An 18,190-nucleotide genomic window follows, 5' to 3' on the forward strand; every position below is an offset into this window, starting at 1 on the left:
GCTGGTTCAGGGCTGTGGCGCGGGAAAGAGCTGCCGCCACAGCCCCTCCAGCCCCAGCGGGCCGCCGCCGAACACCACCAGCGCGAAGGCCATGGCCGCCCAGGGCAGGTGAAAATTCGCCCAGCCCTCGGGAATGGTGAGCTGGATGATGGCGGTCATGATCAGCAGGCCGAGCGCGGCAAAGCGGGTGCCGAGGCCGAGCAGCAGTAGCAGCGGCAGCACGATCTCGCCCGTCCCGGCCGCCGCCGCCATCAGTGTCGGGAAGGGGTAGGGGTAGGCGGCGCCAAAAAGGTGCAGCCGGAACTCCTCCTCGAACAGGAAATGCGCCCCGGCCGAGAGGGTGAGGAAGCCGTCCCATTTGGTGAGGCCCGACAGGAAGAACGGCACCGCCAGCGCGACGCGCAGCGCGAGCAGCGGCAGAGCCGGCGGGATCGCGGCCAGCAGCGCCTCCGCGCGGGCAATCAGAGCCGGGAGCGAAAGAGGCCGAACCTGCCGCCGTCCGCGCGCAGCGTCCCTTATGTCGAAGGTCATGGCACGTCTCCCTGTTGCATGTCGGTGAAGGCGCCGAGGGTGAGAAGGCCGACGAGCGCGGTGCCGAAATCGAAGCCGGGGTCGGCGGCAAGCGCCGCCTCCGCTGCCGCGCCCAGCGTGTGGCCGGCGAGCAGCCGCGCGGCGAAGGGCCCGTCGCCGGGTGGCAGGACATGTACGCTCACCGCCATGTCCGGGCGCACCACCAGCACCGCCTCCGCGTCCCAGCTTTCGACGGAGGTGACTGTGGCGCCTTGATGCGCCGCCCAGATCGCGCCGACGGGATGGGCGGAGCGCAGCAATGTCGCGGAAGGATGCGGGCGGAGGGTGACGCCCGCCAGCTCGTTCGGCGCCAGGCCGACGAGCCGCTGCAGCGTCAGCGGTGCCGCGTCGGCGGCGTGATAGGCCCGCGTCCACGCCGCCTCCAGCCGGGCGAGGTCGGCGAGATAGGGCAGGGTCGCGGCGGGCGCAAAGCCGGCTATAAAATCAGGGAAATCGTCGCCATAGTGCATGAGCAGCGGCGAGGCGGGCTTGCACTCACTGACATAGGCGCGGGCCATGCCGGCGAAGAATTCCGCCCCCACCAGCCGCTCGGTGACGGTGAAGCGCTGCGCCAACGCCCGCGTCAGCCCGACATGGACATTGTTGCGATAGACCGCGAAACGGGCGGCGTCCGCCGTGCCGCGCGCGCCGGTGAGGCCGGTCGGCATGGGCATGCCGGGATGGAGAAGGGCCTGTGCGAAACCGTGTTGGCGGGCGACGCTATCCATAGCTCACCCCGCCCGCCGCAGCGGGGCGCGTCGCGCCGCCTCGGCGGTGATCCGTGCCTCCACCCGCACCGCCTCGGCGTACAGGGTGGCGAAGTCCGGCACGTCATTGTCCCATTCGATCAGCGTCGGTACCGGGCCGGTGCGGGAGAGCGCATGGTCGTAGAGCGCCATCACGTCGGGGCGGACCGGTGAGCCATGCGCGTCGATCAGCAGCCGGTCGCCGGCGCCATCCGTCGTTTCGTCATAGCCGGCGAGGTGGATTTCGCCGACGTGCTCGGCCGGAAAGCGGTCGATGTAGAGATGCGGGTCCAGCCCGTGATTGACGCAGGAGACCATGATATTGTTGACGTCGAGCAGCAGGCCGCAGCCGGTGCGGGCCGCCACCGCCTCCAGAAAATCGATCTCGTCGATCGTGCTTTCCGCGAAGACGAGATAGGTGGAGGGATTCTCCAGCAGCAGCTGCCGCCCGATCGCCTGCTGTGTCTCCTCGACATGCGCGCTCACCCGCGCCAGCGTCTCCGGCGTGTAGGGCAGGGGCAGGAGGTCGTTGAGAAAGCCGCTGTCGTGCGTCGACCAGGCGAGATGCTCGGAAAAGCTCTGCGGCCGGTAGCGGTCGATCAGCGCCCGCAGTCGGCGCAAATGCGCCGTGTCGAGCGGTCCCGCCCCGCCGATGGACAGGCCGACACCGTGCAGCGACAGCGGGTAGAGGCCGGCCACCTTGTCGAGATAGGCGTGTGGCGGCCCGCCCGCGCCCATATAGTTCTCGGCATGGACCTCGAAGAAGCCGATATCGGGCCGGGTTTCCAGCACATCACGGTAATGCTCGGGCTTCAGGCCGAGCCCGGCGCGGGCCGGCAGGCGGTCGGGAGGGAGAGACATGGAACATCTCGCGTCAGACAAAGGGCTCGGGCAGGCCGCCGGAGGAGGAGGCCCGCCTAGCGGACCTCCCTGAGCCGGCTCAGCTCTTGATCGGGGTCAGCGAGCCCATATGGCTGCCACCCTTCATGGTCACGCAGGTGCCCTTGGGCACCGCCTTCCAGGCATTGCCCTGATAGTCCATGGTCGAGGTGCCGGCGCAGCTGGTGCCAGGGCCGGCGGCGCAGTCATTCTGCCCCTTCAGGGCGATGCCGTAGCACTTCTCGTTGCCGGCCATCTTTTCCGGCGCCAGCGGCGCGGCAAAGGCGGCGCCGGCAAGAGCCGCGGTGAGCGAGCCGGCGAGGGCGAGAGCAAGGGTCGAGCGGTTCATGGGTAATCTCCTGTGGCATGGGGCGCGGCCTAGTTCGGCCGTGCGATTGTCCATTCGGCCGCCACAGGGAAGGTGTTACGTTGCTGCCCGACACGAAGCCGTGATCGGTGCGCCAGGGCGCTTGGCCATTCTTCGCGCCCTCCCGTAACAAGTCGCCTCGGGCGTGCGAACAGGAGAAGCCGACATTGAGCGGCCGGAACGAGCGCGAACTTGCCGATCTGCTCCGGGCGGCCATCGCCGGTGATGCGCGCAGCTATGCGCTGTTTCTCGACCGTGTCGCCGGTCTTGTCCGTGCCTATGCGCGCAGCAAGATCAGCCATGGCGGGGTGGACCCGGAGGATGTGGTGCAGGAGGTGCTGCTGGCGATTCACCTAAAGCGGCATACATGGCTGCCGGAGGCGCCCGTGCTGCCCTGGGTCTATGCCATTGCCCGCTTCAAGCTGATCGACGCCTTCCGGCGGCGCGGCCGGCGGGTGGAGGTCGAATTGGACGACATTGCCGAGACGGTTCCCCAGCCGGAGGTGGAGACGGTGAGCGCGCGTGACATCGGCCGGGCGCTGGAAGGGCTCGCCCCGGGCCAGCGCTCGGTGGTGGCGGCGATTTCGGTCGAGGGCCGCTCGGTCGAGGAGACGGCGCGCACGCTCGACATGACGGAAAGCGCGGTGCGGGTGGCGCTGCACCGGGGCCTCGCCGCCATCGCGCGGCGCTTTGGACGTGAGTGACGATGTGAGTGATATGGACACGCAAGATCTCATCCGCGCCATGGCGGCCGATACGGGCCGTCGCGCCCTGCCGCTGCGCACCGCCTGGCGTGTGGCGCTGGTCTTGGCCGTCGTCGCGGCGGGGGTGGTGTTCGCGCTCGCTCTGGGCCCGCGGCCTGATGCTCTGGCGGCGCTGGAAACGCTGCGCTTCCTGTTCAAATTCGTGGTGACGCTGGCGCTGGCCGGCAGCGCCTTCCTGCTGCTGCGCCGGCTGGTGCGGCCGGGGGCGGAGGCACGCGCCCCGCTCGGCTGGCTGCTGGCCGGGCCGGTGCTGCTGCTCGCCGGTGTGGGCCTGGAACTGCTCGCCGTCCCCGCCGCCGACTGGTGGGCACGGCTGGTCGGCGTCAATGCGAGGATCTGCCTCACCTTCATTCCGCTGATCGGCGCCGCGCCGCTCGTGCTCTTCCTCGCCGTGCTGCGCCATGGCGCCCCCACGCGGCCGGCGCTCGCGGGCGCGGTGGCGGGGCTGTTGGCCGGCGGGCTGGCGGCGGCGTTCTATGCCGCGCATTGCCCCGACGATTCCCCGCTCTTCGTCGCCACCTGGTACAGCCTCGCCATTGCCGGGCTGGCGGTGGCGGGGGCGATCTTCGCCCCGCGCGTGGCGCGCTGGTAGGCGGGCGCCGCTATCCCGCGATCTCCGGCTCCACCAGCCGGGCGAGGTTCTCCAGCGATTGCTGCCAGCCGATAGTGCAGGCCTCGGGCGGTATGGCGTCAGGTATGCCCGCCTGCATGATCTCCAGCTCGGTGCCGAGCGACACCGCCCGCAGGCTCACGTTCACCACGATCTCGCCGGGCAAAGCGGGGTCGTCGAAGCGGTCAGTGTAGCGCAGGCTGCTCCCTGGGATCAGCTCCTGATAGGCGCCGCCGAAGGAATGGCTCTCGCCGGTGGTGAAGTTGCGGAAGGACATGCGGAACGACCCGCCCACTCGGGCATCGAGATGGTGCACGGTGCAGGTAAAGCCGTGTGGCGGAATCCATTTCGCCAGCGCATCCGCCTCGATGAAGGCGCGATAGACCTTCTCCGGGCGGGTTGCGAGGACGCGGTGCAGGCGTATCGTGCTGGGCATGGCGCGTGGGTCTCCTGTTGTGCCGGTGCTGCCTCCAAGGACGCGCGACCCGGCCCCCTGCCGACAGGGCCGCGAAAAAAGTTCCTGCCCCCTGTCGGTTCCGCGCCTCGCTTTTCGTCCTTGCGGGATCGAGGCGACCAGAGGGAGAACCGCAATGAACGTGCAGGCCTATCTGATGTTCAACGGCCGGACCGAGGAAGCGCTGGCGTTCTATACGCAGGCGATCGGGGCAGAGGTGACGGCGCTGATGCGCTTTGGCGAGGCCCCTGAGCCGCCCCCGCCCGGTATGATCCCGGAGGGCTGGGACGACAAGGTGATGCACTCCAGCTTCCGCGTCGGCGACGCCGAGCTGATGGCGTCCGATGGCTGCCAGTCCGGCGAGGCGGGCTTCGCCGGCATCTCGCTCGCGCTCACCGTGGCCTCGCCGCAGGAAGCGGAGCAGCGCTTCGCCGCGCTCGCCGAGGGCGGCACGGTGACGATGCCGCTCGGCCCCACCTTCTTCGCACCGGCTTTCGGCACGCTCACCGACCGTTTCGGCGTGGCGTGGCTGGTCGTGGTGGCGACGCATTGAGGGAGGGCGCGATGGCACAGCAGGTTCTCGTTCTCATCGGCACCCGCAAGGGCGCCTTCCTGGCGGAGAGTGACGGGGCGCGCCGTTCCTGGCAATTGCGCGGCCCGTTTTGTGAGACATGGCCGACCAACCATGTGGTCGCCGATCCGTTGAGCGGCACGCTCTATGCCGGCGGCGGCAATGAATGGTTCGGGCCGGCGGTGTGGAAATCGACCGATTTTGGCGCCAGCTGGACCCATTCGAGCCAGGGCCTCGCTTATGAGGCCGGGCAGGACCCGGTGAAATCCGTCTGGAGCCTCGCGGTGGCCGGCGACGGCACGCTCTATGCCGGCGTCGAGCCAGCGGGCCTGTTCCGCAGCACCGATGGCGGGGTCAGTTGGACCCATCTCGACGGGCTGCAGAAGCACCCGACCCGGCCGGAATGGCACCCCGGCGGCGCCGGGCTGATCCTGCATTCGCTGGTGCTGGATCCGGCCGACCCCAAGAAAATCTGGGTCGGCATCTCGGCCGCCGGCGTGTTCGCCAGCGAGGATGGCGGGCTCACCTGGGAGACCCGCAACCGCGGCACCCGCGCCGATTTCATGCCGGAGGGCCAGAACTACCCGGAATTCGGCCAGTGCGTGCATTGCCTCGTCATGGCACCGGGCGGGCGTGGGCGGCTCTACCAGCAGAACCATTGCGGCATGTACCGTTCGGATGATGGCGGCCGCAGCTGGGAGAGCATCGAGAAGGGCCTGCCCTCCTCCTTCGGCTTCCCGGCGGCGGTGCATCCGCGCGACCCGGACGGGCTCTATCTCATCCCGCTGAACGGCGATATCAAGGGCCGCTTCATGCCGGAGGGCAACGCTGCCGTCTGGCGCACGGGAGACGCGGGCGCCAGCTGGAGGGCGCAGCGTTCCGGCCTGCCGCAGGGCGGGGCCTATTTCAACGTGCTGCGTCAGGCGATGGCCACCGACACGCTGGAACCCGCCGGCGTCTATTTCGGCAGCAATGCCGGCGGGCTCTATGCCAGCGCCGATGAGGGCGAAAGCTGGGACTGTATCGCGCCGCATCTGCCGACCATCACGTCCGTCGAAACGCTGGTGTGGGAGCGGTGAGGGCGTTGATGCGGCCAGACGGGATGGCGGCGCCGGCGCCCGTTCAGGTGCGCCTGCCGCCGCATCTTGTGGTGCTGTTTCCCGGCGCTGACCGGCAGGTGGCGCTTTCCGCCGCCAGCGTCGCGGAGTTGGTGGACGGGCTCGACGCGCTGTGGCCCGGCATGCGCGAACGGATCTGCGACGAGACGCCGGCGATAAGGCGCCATATCAACGTCTTCGTCGACGGAAGACGCGCGCGGCTTTCCACCCCGCTCGCCCCCGGCGCCGATGTCTTCATCATCACCGCGATCAGCGGCGGCTGACGCCTACCCGAGAGGACGCCCATGTTCTACGCTCTGCTCTGTTACCATCAGGAAGATGTCGTCTGCGCCTGGACCAAGGAAGAGGACGACGCGGTCATGCGGAAGCTTGCCGTGGTGCAGGAGCGGCTTGCCAGAGACGGCAAGCTCGGGCCGGTGGCGCGGCTACTGCCGACCACGGCGGCCACTACCCTGCGCAAGGACCAGGACCCGCCCTTGGTGCTCGACGGGCCCTTCGCCGAGACCAAGGAGCAATTGCTCGGCTTCTACATCCTCGACTGCGCCGATCTCGAAGAGGCGCTGGGCATCGCCCGCGAACTCGGCGCGGCCAATCCCGGCGGCTCCTACGAGATTCGCCCGGTCGGCCTGTTCATGGATGGCGGCGCCCGGCCATGAACGAGGAGGCGCCCGCCTTCGGCCCCGTGCTCACGGCGGCGCGCCCACAGGCGGTCGCGGCGCTGCTGCGCTATTTCCGCGACCTCGACCTCGCCGAAGAAGCGTTTCAGGAGGCGTGCCTGCGGGCGCTGAAGAGCTGGCCGCAGAACGGCCCGCCGCGCGATCCGGCCGCCTGGCTCATCTTCGTCGGCCGCAATGTCGCGCTCGACAGCGTGCGGCGCCGGGCGAGGCAGGTTGAACTACCGCCGGAAGATGCCTTTTCCGATACGGAGGACGCCGAGGCGGAAGTGGCGGCACGGATCGATGGCGCGCATTACCGCGACGATGTACTGCGCCTGCTGTTCATCTGCTGCCATCCCGAACTCCCGGCGACGCAGCAGGTCGCGCTCGCGTTGCGCATCGTCTCCGGCCTCTCCGTCGGCCAGATCGCCCGCGCCTTTCTCGTCAGCGAGACGGCGATGGAACAGCGCCTCACACGCGCCAAGGCGCGCGTCGCCCGCGCGCAAGCGGGGGAGGGCGGCGTGCCCTTCGAGCCGCCCGGCGCGGTGGAGCGGGCGGAGCGGCTCGGCGCCGTCGCCGCCATGCTCTATCTCGTCTTCAACGAGGGCTATTCCACGGCGGGCGACGCGGCAGCGGCGCGTGCGCCGCTGTGCGAGGAGGCGATTCGCCTCGCTCGGCTGCTGCTGCGGCTGTTTCCGGCCGAGCCGGAAATCATGGGGCTAACTGCGCTGATGCTGCTGCAGCATGCCCGCGCCCCGGCCCGCTTCGCCACCGATGGCACGGTGATCCTGCTGGAGCATCAGGACCGCACCCTGTGGAATCGCGCCTTCATCGCTGAAGGGCTGGCTTTGCTCGACAAGGCGATGCGCCACCGCCGGCCCGGCGCCTATCAGGTGCAATCGGCCATCGCCGCTCTGCATGCGCGCGCCTCCACCCCTGAAGAGACCGATTGGGCGCAGATCGATCTGCTCTACGGCACGCTGGAAATCCTGACCCCCTCGCCCGTGGTGACGCTGAACCGGGCGGTGGCCATTTCCAAGCTGCGTGGGCCGGAAGTCGCGCTGGCCATGGTGGAGCCCTTGGGCGAGCGGCTTTCCGGCTATTTCCATTATCACGGCCTGCGCGGCGCGCTGCTGATGCAGCTCGGCCGCACCGGCGAGGCACGCGAGGGCTTCATGACCGCGATCAGCCTCGCCACCACGCCGGCCGAGGCCGCGCATATACGCAGCCATCTCGACGGGCTGAAATGAAGCGTCGCTAGGCTTTCGGCTTCCGCCGCCGTGCCGGGCGGGCGGGGCCGAGCTCGATCCAGGCCGGGGCATGGTCGCTTGCCTTGTCCCAGCCGCGCACCGCGCGATCGACCCCGGCGGCGACGAGGCGGGGCGCCAGCGTCGGGCTGAGCAGAAGATGGTCGAGCCGCAGCCCGGCATCGCGCTCGAAGGCGCGGCGGAAATAGTCCCAGAAGGTGTAAAGGCGCTCATCGGGATGCAGCGCCCGCAGCGCGTCGGTCCAACCCTGTGCGGTGAGAGTGTGGAAGGCCTCGCGCACCTCCGGCCGGAACAGTGCGTCATCCACCCAGCGCTCCGGCTTGTACACGTCGAGTTCGGTCGGCATGACGTTGTAGTCGCCGGCGAGCACGACAGGCACGTCGAGCGCCCGCAGCTCCGCCGCGTGTGCCAGCAGCCGCGCAAACCAGCGCCGCTTGTAGTCGAATTTCGGGCCCGGCGCGGGATTGCCGTTCGGCAGATAGAGGCAGCCGATGAGCAGGCCGTCGACCGCCGCCTCGATATAGCGCGCCTGCGTGTCCTCCGCCTCGCCGGGGAGGCCGCGCCGGGTCTCGATCGGCTCGCGGCCGCGGGCGAGGATGGCGACGCCGTTCCAGCTCTTCTGGCCGTGCCAGATGGCGCCATAACCCGCCTGCTCGATGGCGTGGACGGGAAAGCGAATGTCGGCGGCCTTGAGTTCCTGCAGGCACACCACATCCGGGCGCGCCTCCTCCAGCCAGCGCAGCAGCACGGGGAGGCGCCCATTGACGCCGTTCACGTTGAAGGTGGCGATCTTCATCGGCGCCGCCCTCGCCGGGCGGGGATCAGCGCCACTGCTCCAGCACCTCCTCGGTGCGGGCCACCTCGACCTGCTGGCTGAAGCGGTTGGTGTAGAGCTCCATCAGCGCGTCATGCGTGGCGTCGGATGAACTGCACAGCGCATCCGTGACCAGAACCACGCGAAAGCCACGGTCGATTGCGCCGAGCGCGGTGGCGAGAACGCAGACATCGGTCTCGCCGCCGCTGATGACCAGCGCCTCGACCCCGGCCGGCGCCAGCAGCGCGTCGAGCCGGCCCTCGGTCCAAGGCGAATAGACGGACTTGTCGATCATCCGCGCCGGCGGCACGAAGCGCTCCAGCGTCGGCACCAGCCGTACCGCGTCCGGCCCCAGGGCCTCGCCGGTGATGGCCTCCCAGCGCTGATAATAGCGCGCCCAGCTGCCGATGGCGTCGCTCGCCCGCTGCGGCGGCACGAAGCGGGTGAACACCGTCCGTTCGGGACGGTGCGCACACAGAGCCTCCACCGCCGGCAGCACTTTTTCCAGCCACGCCACGGCCCAGGGGGAGCCCGGCGCGAACAGGCGCTGCATGTCCACGCACAGATGCACGCAGTTCGCCCCGAGCGGGCCGTGAACGAGGCCGAGCGCTGCCATGGCCCGGCCGTTCAGAGCTTGACCGCCGCTTCCCGCGCCCATAGGCGCAGCGCGCGGCAACTCTCGACGAAGGCGTCCACCGAGGATGCATCCTCCAGCGCGATCAGCCCCTCATCGGCGTCCGGGGCGACGCCGGCCTTGGCCAGCAGCGGCATGGCACCGGGTGTGAAGCCGATGAACTTGCAATGGGCGAAGGCATCGGCGACGAAATCGCGCGCCGCCGCCTCGCCGGCGAGCCGTTCGGCGCCTTCCTCCGACAGCAGCAGCGCCACCGCGTCGAACAGCACCGACGGCCCGCCGTCGATCATGTGATGAGCGGGCAGCATGGTGCCGTCGGCGGTCTCGACGCCGCCTACCTTGGGCGCCACCAGTTCCATCATCGCCCCTTCGGCGGCCAGCGTCGCCTGAAGCGCTTTCAGCAGCGTACCGTCGCAGCCATTGCTCACCAGCACGCCCACCTTGCGACCTTTGAAGCTCTTCGGGCCGTTCTCGATGATGCTAAGCGCGGGCGATGGGGGAAGGTCGTCGCGCGGGGTCACCGCTACATTGGCGGGCTTGGGCAGCGTGTCGATGCCGAGCTTGTCGGCGACCGTCGCGCCCAGCGCCTCGTCGATGTTCAGCAGATGCGCCACCATGCGTTCGCGGATGACCACCTCTTCCACCTTGCTGAGCTCGAAGGTCAGCGCCATGGCGATGTGCTTCTGCTCCGGCCCGGTCTGGCTGTTGAAGAACTGGCGGGCCTGGCTGTAGTGGTCGGCGAAGCTCTCGGGCCGCAACCGCACCTTCGGCGCGTCGATGGCCTCCGCGAAGCTGTGGAAGCCGCGCGCCGGGTCCGGCCGAGGCCCCTCGCCGCGCGAATTGGGCTGGTAATTGGTGCGGCCCACCGGGTTGCGCATCGCCATGTGCCCGTCCTGCTGGAAATGCGCGAAGGGGCATTTCGGCGCGTTGATCGGGATATGGGTGAAGTTCGTGCTCCCGAGCCGCTTCAGCTGGGTGTCGAGATAGGAGAAATTACGGCCCTGCAGCAGCGGGTCGTTGGAGAAATCGATTCCGGGTGGGACGTTCTGGGTCATGAACGCGACCTGCTCAGTCTCCGCGAAGAAATTGTCCGGCATGCGGTCCAGCACCAGCCGGCCGACGGGCACCGGCTTGATGATTTCTTCCGGAATCAGCTTGGTCGGGTCGAGCACGTCGAAATCGAAACTGTCGGCGAAATCCTGGTTGAACAGCTGCACGCACAATTCCCATTCCGGGAAATCGCCGGACTGGATCGCCTGCCACAGGTCGCGGCGATGAAAGTCGGGGTCCGCCCCGTTGATCTTCACCGCCTCGTTCCACACCACGGATTGCAGCCCGAGCTTGGGCTTCCAGATGAATTTGACGAAGGTGGATTCGTCCTTGGCGTTCAGCAGGCGGAAGGTGTGGACGCCGAAACCTTCCATGAAGCGGAAGGAGCGCGGGATGGCCCGGTCCGACATGACCCACATGATCATGTGCATGGATTCCGGGGTCAGCGAGATGAAGTCCCAGAAATTGTCATGCGCCGACTGCGCCTGCGGAAAGGCGCGGTCCGGCTCCGGCTTCACCGCGTGGATGACATCGGGAAACTTGATGGCGTCCTGGATGAAGAACACCGGGATGTTGTTGCCGACGAGGTCCCAGTTGCCCTCCTTGGTGTAGATCTTCACCGCGAAGCCGCGCACGTCGCGAGCGAGGTCAAAGGAGCCCTTGGAACCGGCCACGGTAGAAAAGCGCACAAAGGCCGGTGTCTTCTCACCGGGGCGCTGGAACAGGTCGGCGCGGGTATATTTCGCCAGCGATTCATAGGTCTCGAAATAGCCGTGAGCGCCATAGCCGCGAGCATGCACCACGCGCTCGGGAATGCGCTCATGGTCGAAATGGAACATCTTCTCGCGGAAGTGGAAGTCTTCCATCAGCGCCGGGCCGCGCGCGCCGACCTTCAGCGTGTTCTGGTCGTCCGCCACCGGCCCGCCCTGCGCGGTGGTCAGCACCGGCCTGTCACCTTCCGCGAACTGGTGCAGCTCGCCGCCCGCGCCGCGCGTCAGCGTCTGGTCGTGAATCCGCGCGGCCGAACCGGCGGCCCCTTTGGTCTTGCGTGCCATGCGTCTGCGCTCCCTCGGCGTGTGGCCAGTGACCCGGCATCGCCTCACTAACCGCAGGGGCAGCCATTCGTTGCCGGCGCGCATGCATTCGCGGCGTGGATTCGTATCCGTCAGCGATCATGCTTCGCCGGCTACCGGCCACGGGTATTGGGGGAGGTTCAGGGGAAGCAGCGGCTGAGAAAGGGCGAGCCGCGCAGGCCGAAGCGCCAGGGTTCGGCGACGGCCTTGGAGATGCCGATGCGCGGCCCGGTCACGATGTCCGGCACCCCCTCGCGCTCACGCCAGTCGAACGGCGGAAGATCGAGCGGCGCCCCGTCGAGGGCGCCTGTTATGGCGAGCGCCTGGGTGAGCCGGCCGGGACCCGCGCAGAGGACGGCCGGGCCACCGCGCCGCGCGACCATGCGCTCCAGCCCGACAAGCGGCGCCAGTGCCCTTATGAGCACGGCGCCGTGGTCTTCGGCCACGATGTTGAAGCACCAGTGCAGGCCATAGGAGCGGTAGACATAGGCATGGAAAGGCCGGCCGAACATCGCGGCGTTGCGCGGCGTGGGGCCGGTGAAGCTGTGCGAGGCCGGGTCGTCGCGCCGATAGGCCTCGGTCTCGACAATGAGGCCGCCGACGCCGTCGACCAGCAATGTCACCCCAATGAGACGTGGCGCGAGGGCGAGCGCGTCGCCTTCAAACTGAATCATGCCGCGAGACTATCACGAGGCGGTGGCGCGAGGGGGCACGCGGGCCCCCTCCGCCGTCGGCGGGTCAGAACGGGCTGTCGGGGAAGTAGAACTGCGTCGCATTCTCCGCCGTGATCAGCGTCGAGCCGATGATGAAGCGGCCATAGACCGGCGTGTTGGAAACGAAGCGCAGCGCGGTGACTTCCAGCGCGGTGGAAATCTGCGCCGGCGTATAGGAGACATCGACCGGGATCTGCGGGTCCTTGTCCATCACCCGCTTGATGATCTCCTTCATGCCGGCGCCCCCGACGATCCACATCTCCTTCTGCCGCCCGGCCTGGGAGATGGCTTCCATCACGCCGATGGCCATGTCGTCGTCCGCCGCCCACACGGCGTCGATCTTCTTGTGCTTGGACAGGTAGTCCTGCATCACCTGGAATGCCTTGTCGCGGTTCCAATTGCCGTGCTGCATGTCGAGGATTTCGATGCCGGAGCCGGCAATGGCGGCCTGGAAGGCGTCGACGCGTTCATTGTCGAGCGTGGTGGGGATGCCGCGCAGCACCACGATCTTGGCGCCGGGCTTGAGATTGGCCTTGAAATACTCGCCGGAGACACGGCCGAAGGCGGTGTTGTCGCCGGCGACATAGAGGTCTTCAATGCCGGGCTGGGAGAGGCCGCGATCGACCACGGTCACCCATTTGCCGGCGTCCTTCACGGCCTTGACCGGGCTGGTCAGCGGTTCGGATTCGAAGGGCAGCACCACCAGCGCGTCGATGTTGCGCGTCGCCACCATGTCCTCGATGTCGTTCACCTGCTTGCCCACCGCGCCGGCGGTGGCGAGCACGAAGTCGAGGTTCGGATAGGTCGTCTTCAGCCGCTTGATGGTTTCCTGCGCGTGCCAGTTCAGCCCGCCCATGAAGCCATGGGTGGCGGAGGGGATCGAGACGCCGATCACCGCCTTCTTGCCCTGCGCGAAGGCGGGCATGGAGACGCCTGCGGCAGCCGTGGCCGCGCCGATGGCGGCGGTGGTGAGGAAAGTCCTGCGTTCCATTGTCGTTTCTCCCATGGTCTCCGCTCTCAGGCGGATGATGATTTGCCGCGCTGGAGAACCACCGCGAGCACGATGATGACGCCCTGGATCGTCCCGTTGAGATAGGGAGAGACGAGGTCCGCCAGGATGAGGATGTTGTCGATCAGGCTGAGGATCAGCACGCCGATCACCGTGCCCCAGACGCGGCCATAGCCGCCCTTCAGCGCCGTGCCGCCGATGATCACGGCGGCGATCGCCTCCAGTTCCCACAGCATGCCGGTGGAGCCGGAGGCCGAGCCGAGGCGGGGCACATACATGATGGTGGCGAGGCCGACGAGCAGGCCGAGCAGCACATAGGTCATCAGCCGGATGCGCTCGACATTCACCGCCGAGTACAGCGCCACCCTGTCGTTGGAGCCGATGGCCTCGCAGTAGCGGCCGAAGCGCGTGTGGCGCATGGCGATCTGCCCGGCGACCGCCACGATGGCGAAGACGATGATCGGCCAGGCGATGCCGAACAGGCCGGAATAATAGACCGGCCGGTAGAACTGCCGCACGCCGAAATCGAGGCTGATCGTGCCGCCATCGGCGAGCCAGGTCACCAGCGAGCGGAAGATGCCCATGGTGCCGAGCGTGACGATGAAGGGCTCGATCCGCGCCTTCGTCACCAAGAGCCCGTTGCCGAGCCCGGCCAGCAGCCCGACGCCGAGCGCGATGCCCATGCCGGCCAGCACCAGAGGCAGGCCGACGCCCATGGAGGGCAGCAGCGCGTTCATGCCAAGGATCATCACCCCGGCGATGAACGCCGCCATCGAGCCGACCGAGAGGTCGAGCCCGCCCGAGGTGATGACGAAGGTCATACCCACCGCGATCATGCCGATGAAGGCGGAGCGGGCGAGCACATTGGTGATGTTGCCGGCGGAGAGGAAATTCTCGTTGAGATACGCCCCGAGCGCGACCAGCAGGATCAGCGCGAGCAGCGGGCCGAGTGCTGAGAGGCCTGGCAGACGCGCGCGGCCGGCGGGGGCCGCAGGAGCGGGGGTCGCGCGCGCGAGGTCAGGGCGCGTGAGGTCAGACATGCGAGGCGCTCCCGGTCGGCTGTTCATTCGTGCCCATGACAAGGCGCACCACGTCGGTCTCGGTCACCCGCGCGCCTTCCAGCTCGCCGGCGAGGCGGCCATGGCGCATCACCAGCACGCGGTCGGACAGGCCGAGGATTTCCGGCATGTCGGAGGAGATGACGATGACGCTGCGCCCCTCGGCGGCCAGCGCGTCGATGAAGGCGTAGATCTGGCTCTTGGTGCCGACATCGATGCCGCGCGTCGGCTCGTCGATGATGACGATCTCCGGGTCGCCGAGCATGGTCTTGGCCAGCAACAGCTTCTGCTGGTTGCCGCCGGAGAGGTTGCCCACCTTCATGTCGCGGCGCGGGGCGCGGATGTCGAACTCAGTGATGGCGCGGGAGAGCGCCGCCTCCTCGCGCCGGCCATCGATGAACAGCGCGCCGAAGCTGGCGAGGGTGGAGAGGGTGAGATTCTCGGTCAGGCTCTTGTCGAGCAGCAGGCCGCGCTCCTTCCGGTCCTCGGTAAGGTAGGCGATGCCGCTGGCGGCGGCGTCGCGCACCGAGCCGATGGCGACCGGGATGCCGTGGCGCAGGATCTCGCCTGTCGCCGGGCGCAGCCCGACCAGCCCCTCGGCGAGTTCGGTGCGGCCGGAGCCGACAAGGCCGGAAATGCCCAGCACTTCGCCGCGCCGCAGGGTGAAGGAGATGTCCTTCACCAGCGGCGGCACGGAAAAGCCGCGCACCTCCAGCGCCACCGTGCCGGCATGGTGGCGCTTCTGCGGATAGATATCCTCAAGCTTGCGCCCGACCATGGCGGTGGCCATGCCGTCCTCGGTCAGTTCGCCGCGCATGGCCCGGCGCACCACCGCGCCGTCGCGCAGCACGGTGACGCGGTCGGCGAGGCGGGTGATCTCCTCCAGCCGGTGCGAGGTGTAGAGCAGCGCCACACCCTGCTCCCGCAGCCGCTCGATCTGCCGGAACAGCACTTCCACCTCCCTGTGCGTCAGCACGGCGGAGGGCTCGTCCATGATCAGCACCCGCGCCTTGCGGGAGAGCGCCTTGGCGATCTCCACCATCTGCCGGTCGGAGACGGGCAGGTCGCGGATGCGCGCCTCGGGGCGGATGGCGCTGCCGAGCTCGTCGAGCAGCGCCTGCGTGCCCGCGCGCATGGCGCGGTGGTCGAGAAACAGCCCGCCCTTCTCGCGGCCCAGCCAGATGTTCTCGGTGACGGTGAGGTCGGGGGCGAGGTTGAACTCCTGGTGGATGACCACGACGCCCGAGGCTTCCGCCTGCGCGCCGCTGGCATAGGGTGCCGGCGCCCCGTCGAGCCGCACCGCGCCCGATGAGGGCGCGAGGAAGCCGCCGAGGATCTTCATGATCGTCGATTTGCCGGCGCCGTTCTCGCCGATCAGCGCGTGGACCTCGCCTTGATGGAGCGCGAAGTCGATGCCGTGCAGGATTTCGATCGGGCCGAAACTCTTGCGCACATCGACCAGTTCGAGCACCGGGGCGGTCGCGCGCTCCGGGGCGGCGCTCATAGGTTTACCCAGCCGGCATTACGACGGGAGGACTGCACGCAGGCCTCGACAAAGCGCATCCCCGCCAGCCCGTCGGCCAGTGTCGGGTAAAGCACGCCGTCGGGCGCCTTTTCACCCGCCTTGTGCGCGCGGATGGCGCGTGCTGCCTCGGCATAGATGTTGGCGAAGCCTTCGAGATAACCCTCGGGATGGCCGGGCGGGATGCGCGAGACGCGGCCCGCCTCCGGCCCCGCCCCGGCCCCGTTGCGGGTGATGCGGCGCTTGGGCTCGCCGAAGGGGGTGAACCAGAGATAGTTCGGGTCCTCCTGCGCCCATTCGAGCCCGCCCTTGTCGCCATAGACGCGCAGGCGCAGGCCGTTCTCGTTCCCCGGCGCCACCTGGCTCGCCCACAGCATGCCGCGCGCCCCGCCCTCGAAGCGCAGCAGCACATGGGCGTTGTCGTCGAGCGCCCGGCCCGGCACGAAGATGGAGAGATCCGCCGCCAAGGATTCCGGCGTCAGGCCGGAGACGAAGCAGGCGAGGTTGTAGGCATGGGTGCCGATGTCGCCCGTTGCCCCGCCGACACCGGAGCGCTCCGGGTCGGTGCGCCATTCCGCCTGCTTGGAGCCGGATTTCTCCGCCGCCTCGGTCAGCCAGTCCTGCACATATTCCACCTGCACGAGGCGGACGCGGCCGATCTCGCCCGCCGCGACCATGGCGCGGGCCTGCCGGATCATGGGGTAGCCGGTATAGTTGTGGGTCAGCACGAACAGGGCATCGGCCTTCGCGGCCGCTGCGGCGAGCTTCTTCGCTTCCGCCATGGTCGCGGTCAGCGGCTTGTCGCAGATGACATGGATGCCGCGCTTGAGGAACTCGATCGCCGGGCCGGCATGCATGTGGTTGGGCGTGACGATCGCCACCGCCTCGATGCCGTCCTTGCGCCGGGCTTCACCCTTCGCCATCGCGAGATAGTCGTCATAGACGCGGGAGAGGCCGAGCGCTTCGCCCGAGGCGCGGGATTTCTCCGGCGTGGAAGAGAGCGCGCCGGCAATGAGGGTGAATTCGCCGTCGAGCCGGGCGGCGATGCGGTGCACGGCGCCGATGAAGGCGCCGGAGCCGCCGCCGACCATGCCGAGCCGCAGCGGGGCGTGTGCGGAGGCGGCGCTCATCGCTCCAACCCCAGCAAGGCGCGGTTGGCGGCGCGGTCGGTGGCACCGGCGGCGAAATCGTCAAACGCCTTCTCGGTGACGCGGATGATGTGGTTCTTGACGAACTGCGCGCCCTCGCGCGCGCCGTCCTCGGGGTGCTTGAGGCAGCATTCCCACTCGACCACCGCCCAGCCGTCGAAATCCATCGCCGCGAATTTCGAGAAGATGGCGCCGAAATCCACCTGCCCGTCGCCGGGACTGCGGAAGCGCCCGGCGCGCTTCAGCCAGGGCTGGTAGCCGCCATACACGCCCTTGCGCCCGGTCGGGTTGAACTCGGCGTCCTTGACGTGAAACATGCCGATGCGCTCGGCATAGATGTCGAGATGGTCGAGATAGTCGAGCTGCTGCAGCACATAATGCGAGGGGTCGTAGAGCATCTTGGCGCGGGGGTGGTTGTTCACCCGCTCCAGGAACATCTCGAACGTGTCGCCGTCGTGCAGGTCCTCCCCCGGATGGATCTCGAAGCACAGATCGACGCCGCACTCATCCGCATAGTCGAGCAGCGGGCGCCAGCGGCGGGCCAGCTCGTCGAACGCCTCCTCCACCAGCCCGGCCGGGCGCTGCGGCCAGGGGTAGACATAGGGCCAGGCCAGCGCGCCGGAGAACGTCACCATGGCGGTGAGGCCGAGATGCTTGGAGGCGGTGAGCGCCTTCCTCATCTGGTCCACCGCCCATTCCTGCCGCGCCTTCGGGTTGCCGCGCACGGCGGGGGCGGCGAAGCCGTCGAACATGGCGTCATAGGCGGGATGCACCGCCACCAACTGGCCCTGCAGATGGGTCGACAGTTCGGTGACGACGACGCCGTTCTGCGAGCCTTTCCCCGCCCATTCCGAACACCAGTCGCGCGAGGCCGCCGCCTGGTCGAGATCGAGGATGCGCGGGTCGTTGGTCGGCACCTGCACGCCGGCATAGCCGCAGTTGGCGGCCCAGCTTGTGATGTTGTGCCAGCTGTCGAAGGGCGCGTCTGTGCCGATGAACTGGGCCAGAAACAGGCCCGGTCCCTTGATGGTCCGCATGGTTTCCTCCCGACCGGCATGCCGGCCAACCGTTGGTTTTTGTAATCGGTTGCATTCAGCCTAGCGGAGGCCTGTAATCGATTGCAAGGGGGGTCGATGAGGGTTTCCGTAACGGCATCGCGAGGCGAT

The 18,190-nt window shown here is 68.5% G+C and carries 21 protein-coding genes; 7 read left to right on the forward strand and 14 right to left on the reverse strand.

Annotated features, from left to right (window positions below):
- Nucleotides 1–6 precede the first annotated feature (6 nt).
- The 4 genes from ACO07Z_RS13140 to ACO07Z_RS13155 form a co-directional block, all read right to left on the reverse strand.
- On the reverse strand, nucleotides 7–531 hold the full coding sequence (locus ACO07Z_RS13140; RefSeq protein ID WP_421699113.1) for a DoxX family protein: 525 nt from the start codon (nucleotides 529–531) through the stop codon (nucleotides 7–9).
- Nucleotides 528–1,298: a DNA-binding domain-containing protein gene (locus tag ACO07Z_RS13145; RefSeq protein ID WP_421699114.1), complete on the reverse strand. Its 771-nt coding sequence runs from the start codon at nucleotides 1,296–1,298 to the stop codon at nucleotides 528–530. Before ACO07Z_RS13145 ends, ACO07Z_RS13140 begins: the two co-directional genes overlap by 4 nt.
- A gap of 3 nt (nucleotides 1,299–1,301) precedes the next feature.
- Nucleotides 1,302–2,177 carry a DUF692 domain-containing protein gene (locus ACO07Z_RS13150; protein ID WP_421699115.1) on the reverse strand — a complete coding sequence of 292 codons (876 nt, stop codon included), beginning with the start codon at nucleotides 2,175–2,177 and terminating at the stop codon, nucleotides 1,302–1,304.
- Nucleotides 2,178–2,256: 79 nt separating this feature from the next.
- On the reverse strand, nucleotides 2,257–2,544 hold the full coding sequence (locus tag ACO07Z_RS13155) for a DUF2282 domain-containing protein (RefSeq protein WP_244450065.1): 288 nt from the start codon (nucleotides 2,542–2,544) through the stop codon (nucleotides 2,257–2,259).
- A gap of 185 nt (nucleotides 2,545–2,729) precedes the next feature.
- Here ACO07Z_RS13155 and ACO07Z_RS13160 point away from each other — a divergent pair, with 185 nt between their 5' ends.
- Complete coding sequence (locus tag ACO07Z_RS13160; protein ID WP_307022870.1) at nucleotides 2,730–3,266, forward strand: sigma-70 family RNA polymerase sigma factor; 537 nt, start codon at nucleotides 2,730–2,732, stop codon at nucleotides 3,264–3,266.
- Between the two features lie 13 nt (nucleotides 3,267–3,279).
- On the forward strand, nucleotides 3,280–3,918 hold the full coding sequence (locus ACO07Z_RS13165) for an NrsF family protein (protein ID WP_421699116.1): 639 nt from the start codon (nucleotides 3,280–3,282) through the stop codon (nucleotides 3,916–3,918).
- Between the two features lie 10 nt (nucleotides 3,919–3,928).
- Here ACO07Z_RS13165 and ACO07Z_RS13170 read toward each other — a convergent pair whose 3' ends face one another.
- Nucleotides 3,929–4,372: an SRPBCC family protein gene (locus tag ACO07Z_RS13170; RefSeq protein WP_421699117.1), complete on the reverse strand. Its 444-nt coding sequence runs from the start codon at nucleotides 4,370–4,372 to the stop codon at nucleotides 3,929–3,931.
- Between the two features lie 154 nt (nucleotides 4,373–4,526).
- Here ACO07Z_RS13170 and ACO07Z_RS13175 point away from each other — a divergent pair, with 154 nt between their 5' ends.
- The 5 genes from ACO07Z_RS13175 to ACO07Z_RS13195 are packed head-to-tail and all read left to right on the forward strand — an operon-like array spanning nucleotide 4,527 to nucleotide 7,985.
- Complete coding sequence (locus tag ACO07Z_RS13175; RefSeq protein WP_421699118.1) at nucleotides 4,527–4,943, forward strand: VOC family protein; 417 nt, start codon at nucleotides 4,527–4,529, stop codon at nucleotides 4,941–4,943.
- A gap of 11 nt (nucleotides 4,944–4,954) precedes the next feature.
- Entirely contained in the window at nucleotides 4,955–6,040 is a 1,086-nt protein-coding gene (locus ACO07Z_RS13180; RefSeq protein ID WP_421699119.1) for a WD40/YVTN/BNR-like repeat-containing protein, read from the forward strand.
- Between the two features lie 8 nt (nucleotides 6,041–6,048).
- On the forward strand, nucleotides 6,049–6,342 hold the full coding sequence (locus tag ACO07Z_RS13185; RefSeq protein ID WP_421699120.1) for a MoaD/ThiS family protein: 294 nt from the start codon (nucleotides 6,049–6,051) through the stop codon (nucleotides 6,340–6,342).
- Between the two features lie 21 nt (nucleotides 6,343–6,363).
- On the forward strand, nucleotides 6,364–6,735 hold the full coding sequence (locus ACO07Z_RS13190) for a YciI family protein (RefSeq protein WP_421699121.1): 372 nt from the start codon (nucleotides 6,364–6,366) through the stop codon (nucleotides 6,733–6,735).
- The gene (locus ACO07Z_RS13195; RefSeq protein WP_421699122.1) at nucleotides 6,732–7,985 is read left to right on the forward strand and encodes an RNA polymerase sigma factor; all 1,254 of its coding nucleotides are present in this window, start codon (nucleotides 6,732–6,734) and stop codon (nucleotides 7,983–7,985) included. Before ACO07Z_RS13190 ends, ACO07Z_RS13195 begins: the two co-directional genes overlap by 4 nt.
- 7 nt (nucleotides 7,986–7,992) lie before the next feature.
- On the opposite strand, the gene xth is transcribed toward ACO07Z_RS13195, so the two are convergent.
- From xth to ACO07Z_RS13240, 9 genes are all read right to left on the reverse strand, one after another.
- Entirely contained in the window at nucleotides 7,993–8,799 is an 807-nt protein-coding gene (gene xth / locus ACO07Z_RS13200; protein WP_421699123.1) for an exodeoxyribonuclease III, read from the reverse strand.
- Nucleotides 8,800–8,824: 25 nt separating this feature from the next.
- The gene (locus ACO07Z_RS13205) at nucleotides 8,825–9,433 is read right to left on the reverse strand and encodes a cysteine hydrolase family protein (protein WP_421699124.1); all 609 of its coding nucleotides are present in this window, start codon (nucleotides 9,431–9,433) and stop codon (nucleotides 8,825–8,827) included.
- An 11-nt stretch (nucleotides 9,434–9,444) separates the two neighbouring features.
- Nucleotides 9,445–11,556: a catalase gene (locus ACO07Z_RS13210; RefSeq protein ID WP_421699125.1), complete on the reverse strand. Its 2,112-nt coding sequence runs from the start codon at nucleotides 11,554–11,556 to the stop codon at nucleotides 9,445–9,447.
- A gap of 158 nt (nucleotides 11,557–11,714) precedes the next feature.
- Nucleotides 11,715–12,248, reverse strand: coding sequence for a DNA-3-methyladenine glycosylase (locus ACO07Z_RS13215; RefSeq protein WP_421699126.1), 534 nt, complete (start codon nucleotides 12,246–12,248; stop codon nucleotides 11,715–11,717).
- A 64-nt stretch (nucleotides 12,249–12,312) separates the two neighbouring features.
- Nucleotides 12,313–13,278: an ABC transporter substrate-binding protein gene (locus ACO07Z_RS13220; protein ID WP_421699127.1), complete on the reverse strand. Its 966-nt coding sequence runs from the start codon at nucleotides 13,276–13,278 to the stop codon at nucleotides 12,313–12,315.
- Nucleotides 13,279–13,304: 26 nt separating this feature from the next.
- Nucleotides 13,305–14,336: an ABC transporter permease gene (locus ACO07Z_RS13225; RefSeq protein ID WP_421699128.1), complete on the reverse strand. Its 1,032-nt coding sequence runs from the start codon at nucleotides 14,334–14,336 to the stop codon at nucleotides 13,305–13,307.
- On the reverse strand, nucleotides 14,329–15,858 hold the full coding sequence (locus ACO07Z_RS13230) for a sugar ABC transporter ATP-binding protein (RefSeq protein ID WP_421699129.1): 1,530 nt from the start codon (nucleotides 15,856–15,858) through the stop codon (nucleotides 14,329–14,331). Before ACO07Z_RS13230 ends, ACO07Z_RS13225 begins: the two co-directional genes overlap by 8 nt.
- Nucleotides 15,855–17,006 carry a Gfo/Idh/MocA family protein gene (locus ACO07Z_RS13235; protein ID WP_421699130.1) on the reverse strand — a complete coding sequence of 384 codons (1,152 nt, stop codon included), beginning with the start codon at nucleotides 17,004–17,006 and terminating at the stop codon, nucleotides 15,855–15,857. Before ACO07Z_RS13235 ends, ACO07Z_RS13230 begins: the two co-directional genes overlap by 4 nt.
- The gene (locus tag ACO07Z_RS13240; protein WP_421699131.1) at nucleotides 17,003–18,061 is read right to left on the reverse strand and encodes a sugar phosphate isomerase/epimerase family protein; all 1,059 of its coding nucleotides are present in this window, start codon (nucleotides 18,059–18,061) and stop codon (nucleotides 17,003–17,005) included. Before ACO07Z_RS13240 ends, ACO07Z_RS13235 begins: the two co-directional genes overlap by 4 nt.
- Nucleotides 18,062–18,190: the final 129 nt, after the last annotated feature.

Origin of the sequence: Ancylobacter sp., from assembly GCF_965229075.1 — a bacterium.
Lineage (GTDB): Bacteria > Pseudomonadota > Alphaproteobacteria > Rhizobiales > Xanthobacteraceae > Ancylobacter.

Excerpts from the sequence above, each read along its gene's own strand:
- ACO07Z_RS13140 (WP_421699113.1), bottom strand. The coding sequence starts at position 531 with ATGACCTTCGACATAAGGGACGCTGCGCGCGGACGGCGGCAGGTTCGG.
- ACO07Z_RS13145 (WP_421699114.1), bottom strand. The coding sequence starts at position 1,298 with ATGGATAGCGTCGCCCGCCAACACGGTTTCGCACAGGCCCTTCTCCAT.
- ACO07Z_RS13150 (WP_421699115.1), bottom strand. The coding sequence starts at position 2,177 with ATGTCTCTCCCTCCCGACCGCCTGCCGGCCCGCGCCGGGCTCGGCCTG.
- ACO07Z_RS13155 (WP_244450065.1), bottom strand. The coding sequence starts at position 2,544 with ATGAACCGCTCGACCCTTGCTCTCGCCCTCGCCGGCTCGCTCACCGCG.
- ACO07Z_RS13165 (WP_421699116.1), top strand. The coding sequence starts at position 3,280 with ATGGACACGCAAGATCTCATCCGCGCCATGGCGGCCGATACGGGCCGT.
- ACO07Z_RS13170 (WP_421699117.1), bottom strand. The coding sequence starts at position 4,372 with ATGCCCAGCACGATACGCCTGCACCGCGTCCTCGCAACCCGCCCGGAG.
- ACO07Z_RS13175 (WP_421699118.1), top strand. The coding sequence starts at position 4,527 with ATGAACGTGCAGGCCTATCTGATGTTCAACGGCCGGACCGAGGAAGCG.
- ACO07Z_RS13180 (WP_421699119.1), top strand. The coding sequence starts at position 4,955 with ATGGCACAGCAGGTTCTCGTTCTCATCGGCACCCGCAAGGGCGCCTTC.
- ACO07Z_RS13185 (WP_421699120.1), top strand. The coding sequence starts at position 6,049 with ATGCGGCCAGACGGGATGGCGGCGCCGGCGCCCGTTCAGGTGCGCCTG.
- ACO07Z_RS13190 (WP_421699121.1), top strand. The coding sequence starts at position 6,364 with ATGTTCTACGCTCTGCTCTGTTACCATCAGGAAGATGTCGTCTGCGCC.
- ACO07Z_RS13195 (WP_421699122.1), top strand. The coding sequence starts at position 6,732 with ATGAACGAGGAGGCGCCCGCCTTCGGCCCCGTGCTCACGGCGGCGCGC.
- xth (WP_421699123.1), bottom strand. The coding sequence starts at position 8,799 with ATGAAGATCGCCACCTTCAACGTGAACGGCGTCAATGGGCGCCTCCCC.
- ACO07Z_RS13205 (WP_421699124.1), bottom strand. The coding sequence starts at position 9,433 with ATGGCAGCGCTCGGCCTCGTTCACGGCCCGCTCGGGGCGAACTGCGTG.
- ACO07Z_RS13210 (WP_421699125.1), bottom strand. The coding sequence starts at position 11,556 with ATGGCACGCAAGACCAAAGGGGCCGCCGGTTCGGCCGCGCGGATTCAC.
- ACO07Z_RS13215 (WP_421699126.1), bottom strand. The coding sequence starts at position 12,248 with ATGATTCAGTTTGAAGGCGACGCGCTCGCCCTCGCGCCACGTCTCATT.
- ACO07Z_RS13220 (WP_421699127.1), bottom strand. The coding sequence starts at position 13,278 with ATGGAACGCAGGACTTTCCTCACCACCGCCGCCATCGGCGCGGCCACG.
- ACO07Z_RS13225 (WP_421699128.1), bottom strand. The coding sequence starts at position 14,336 with ATGTCTGACCTCACGCGCCCTGACCTCGCGCGCGCGACCCCCGCTCCT.
- ACO07Z_RS13230 (WP_421699129.1), bottom strand. The coding sequence starts at position 15,858 with ATGAGCGCCGCCCCGGAGCGCGCGACCGCCCCGGTGCTCGAACTGGTC.
- ACO07Z_RS13235 (WP_421699130.1), bottom strand. The coding sequence starts at position 17,006 with ATGAGCGCCGCCTCCGCACACGCCCCGCTGCGGCTCGGCATGGTCGGC.
- ACO07Z_RS13240 (WP_421699131.1), bottom strand. The coding sequence starts at position 18,061 with ATGCGGACCATCAAGGGACCGGGCCTGTTTCTGGCCCAGTTCATCGGC.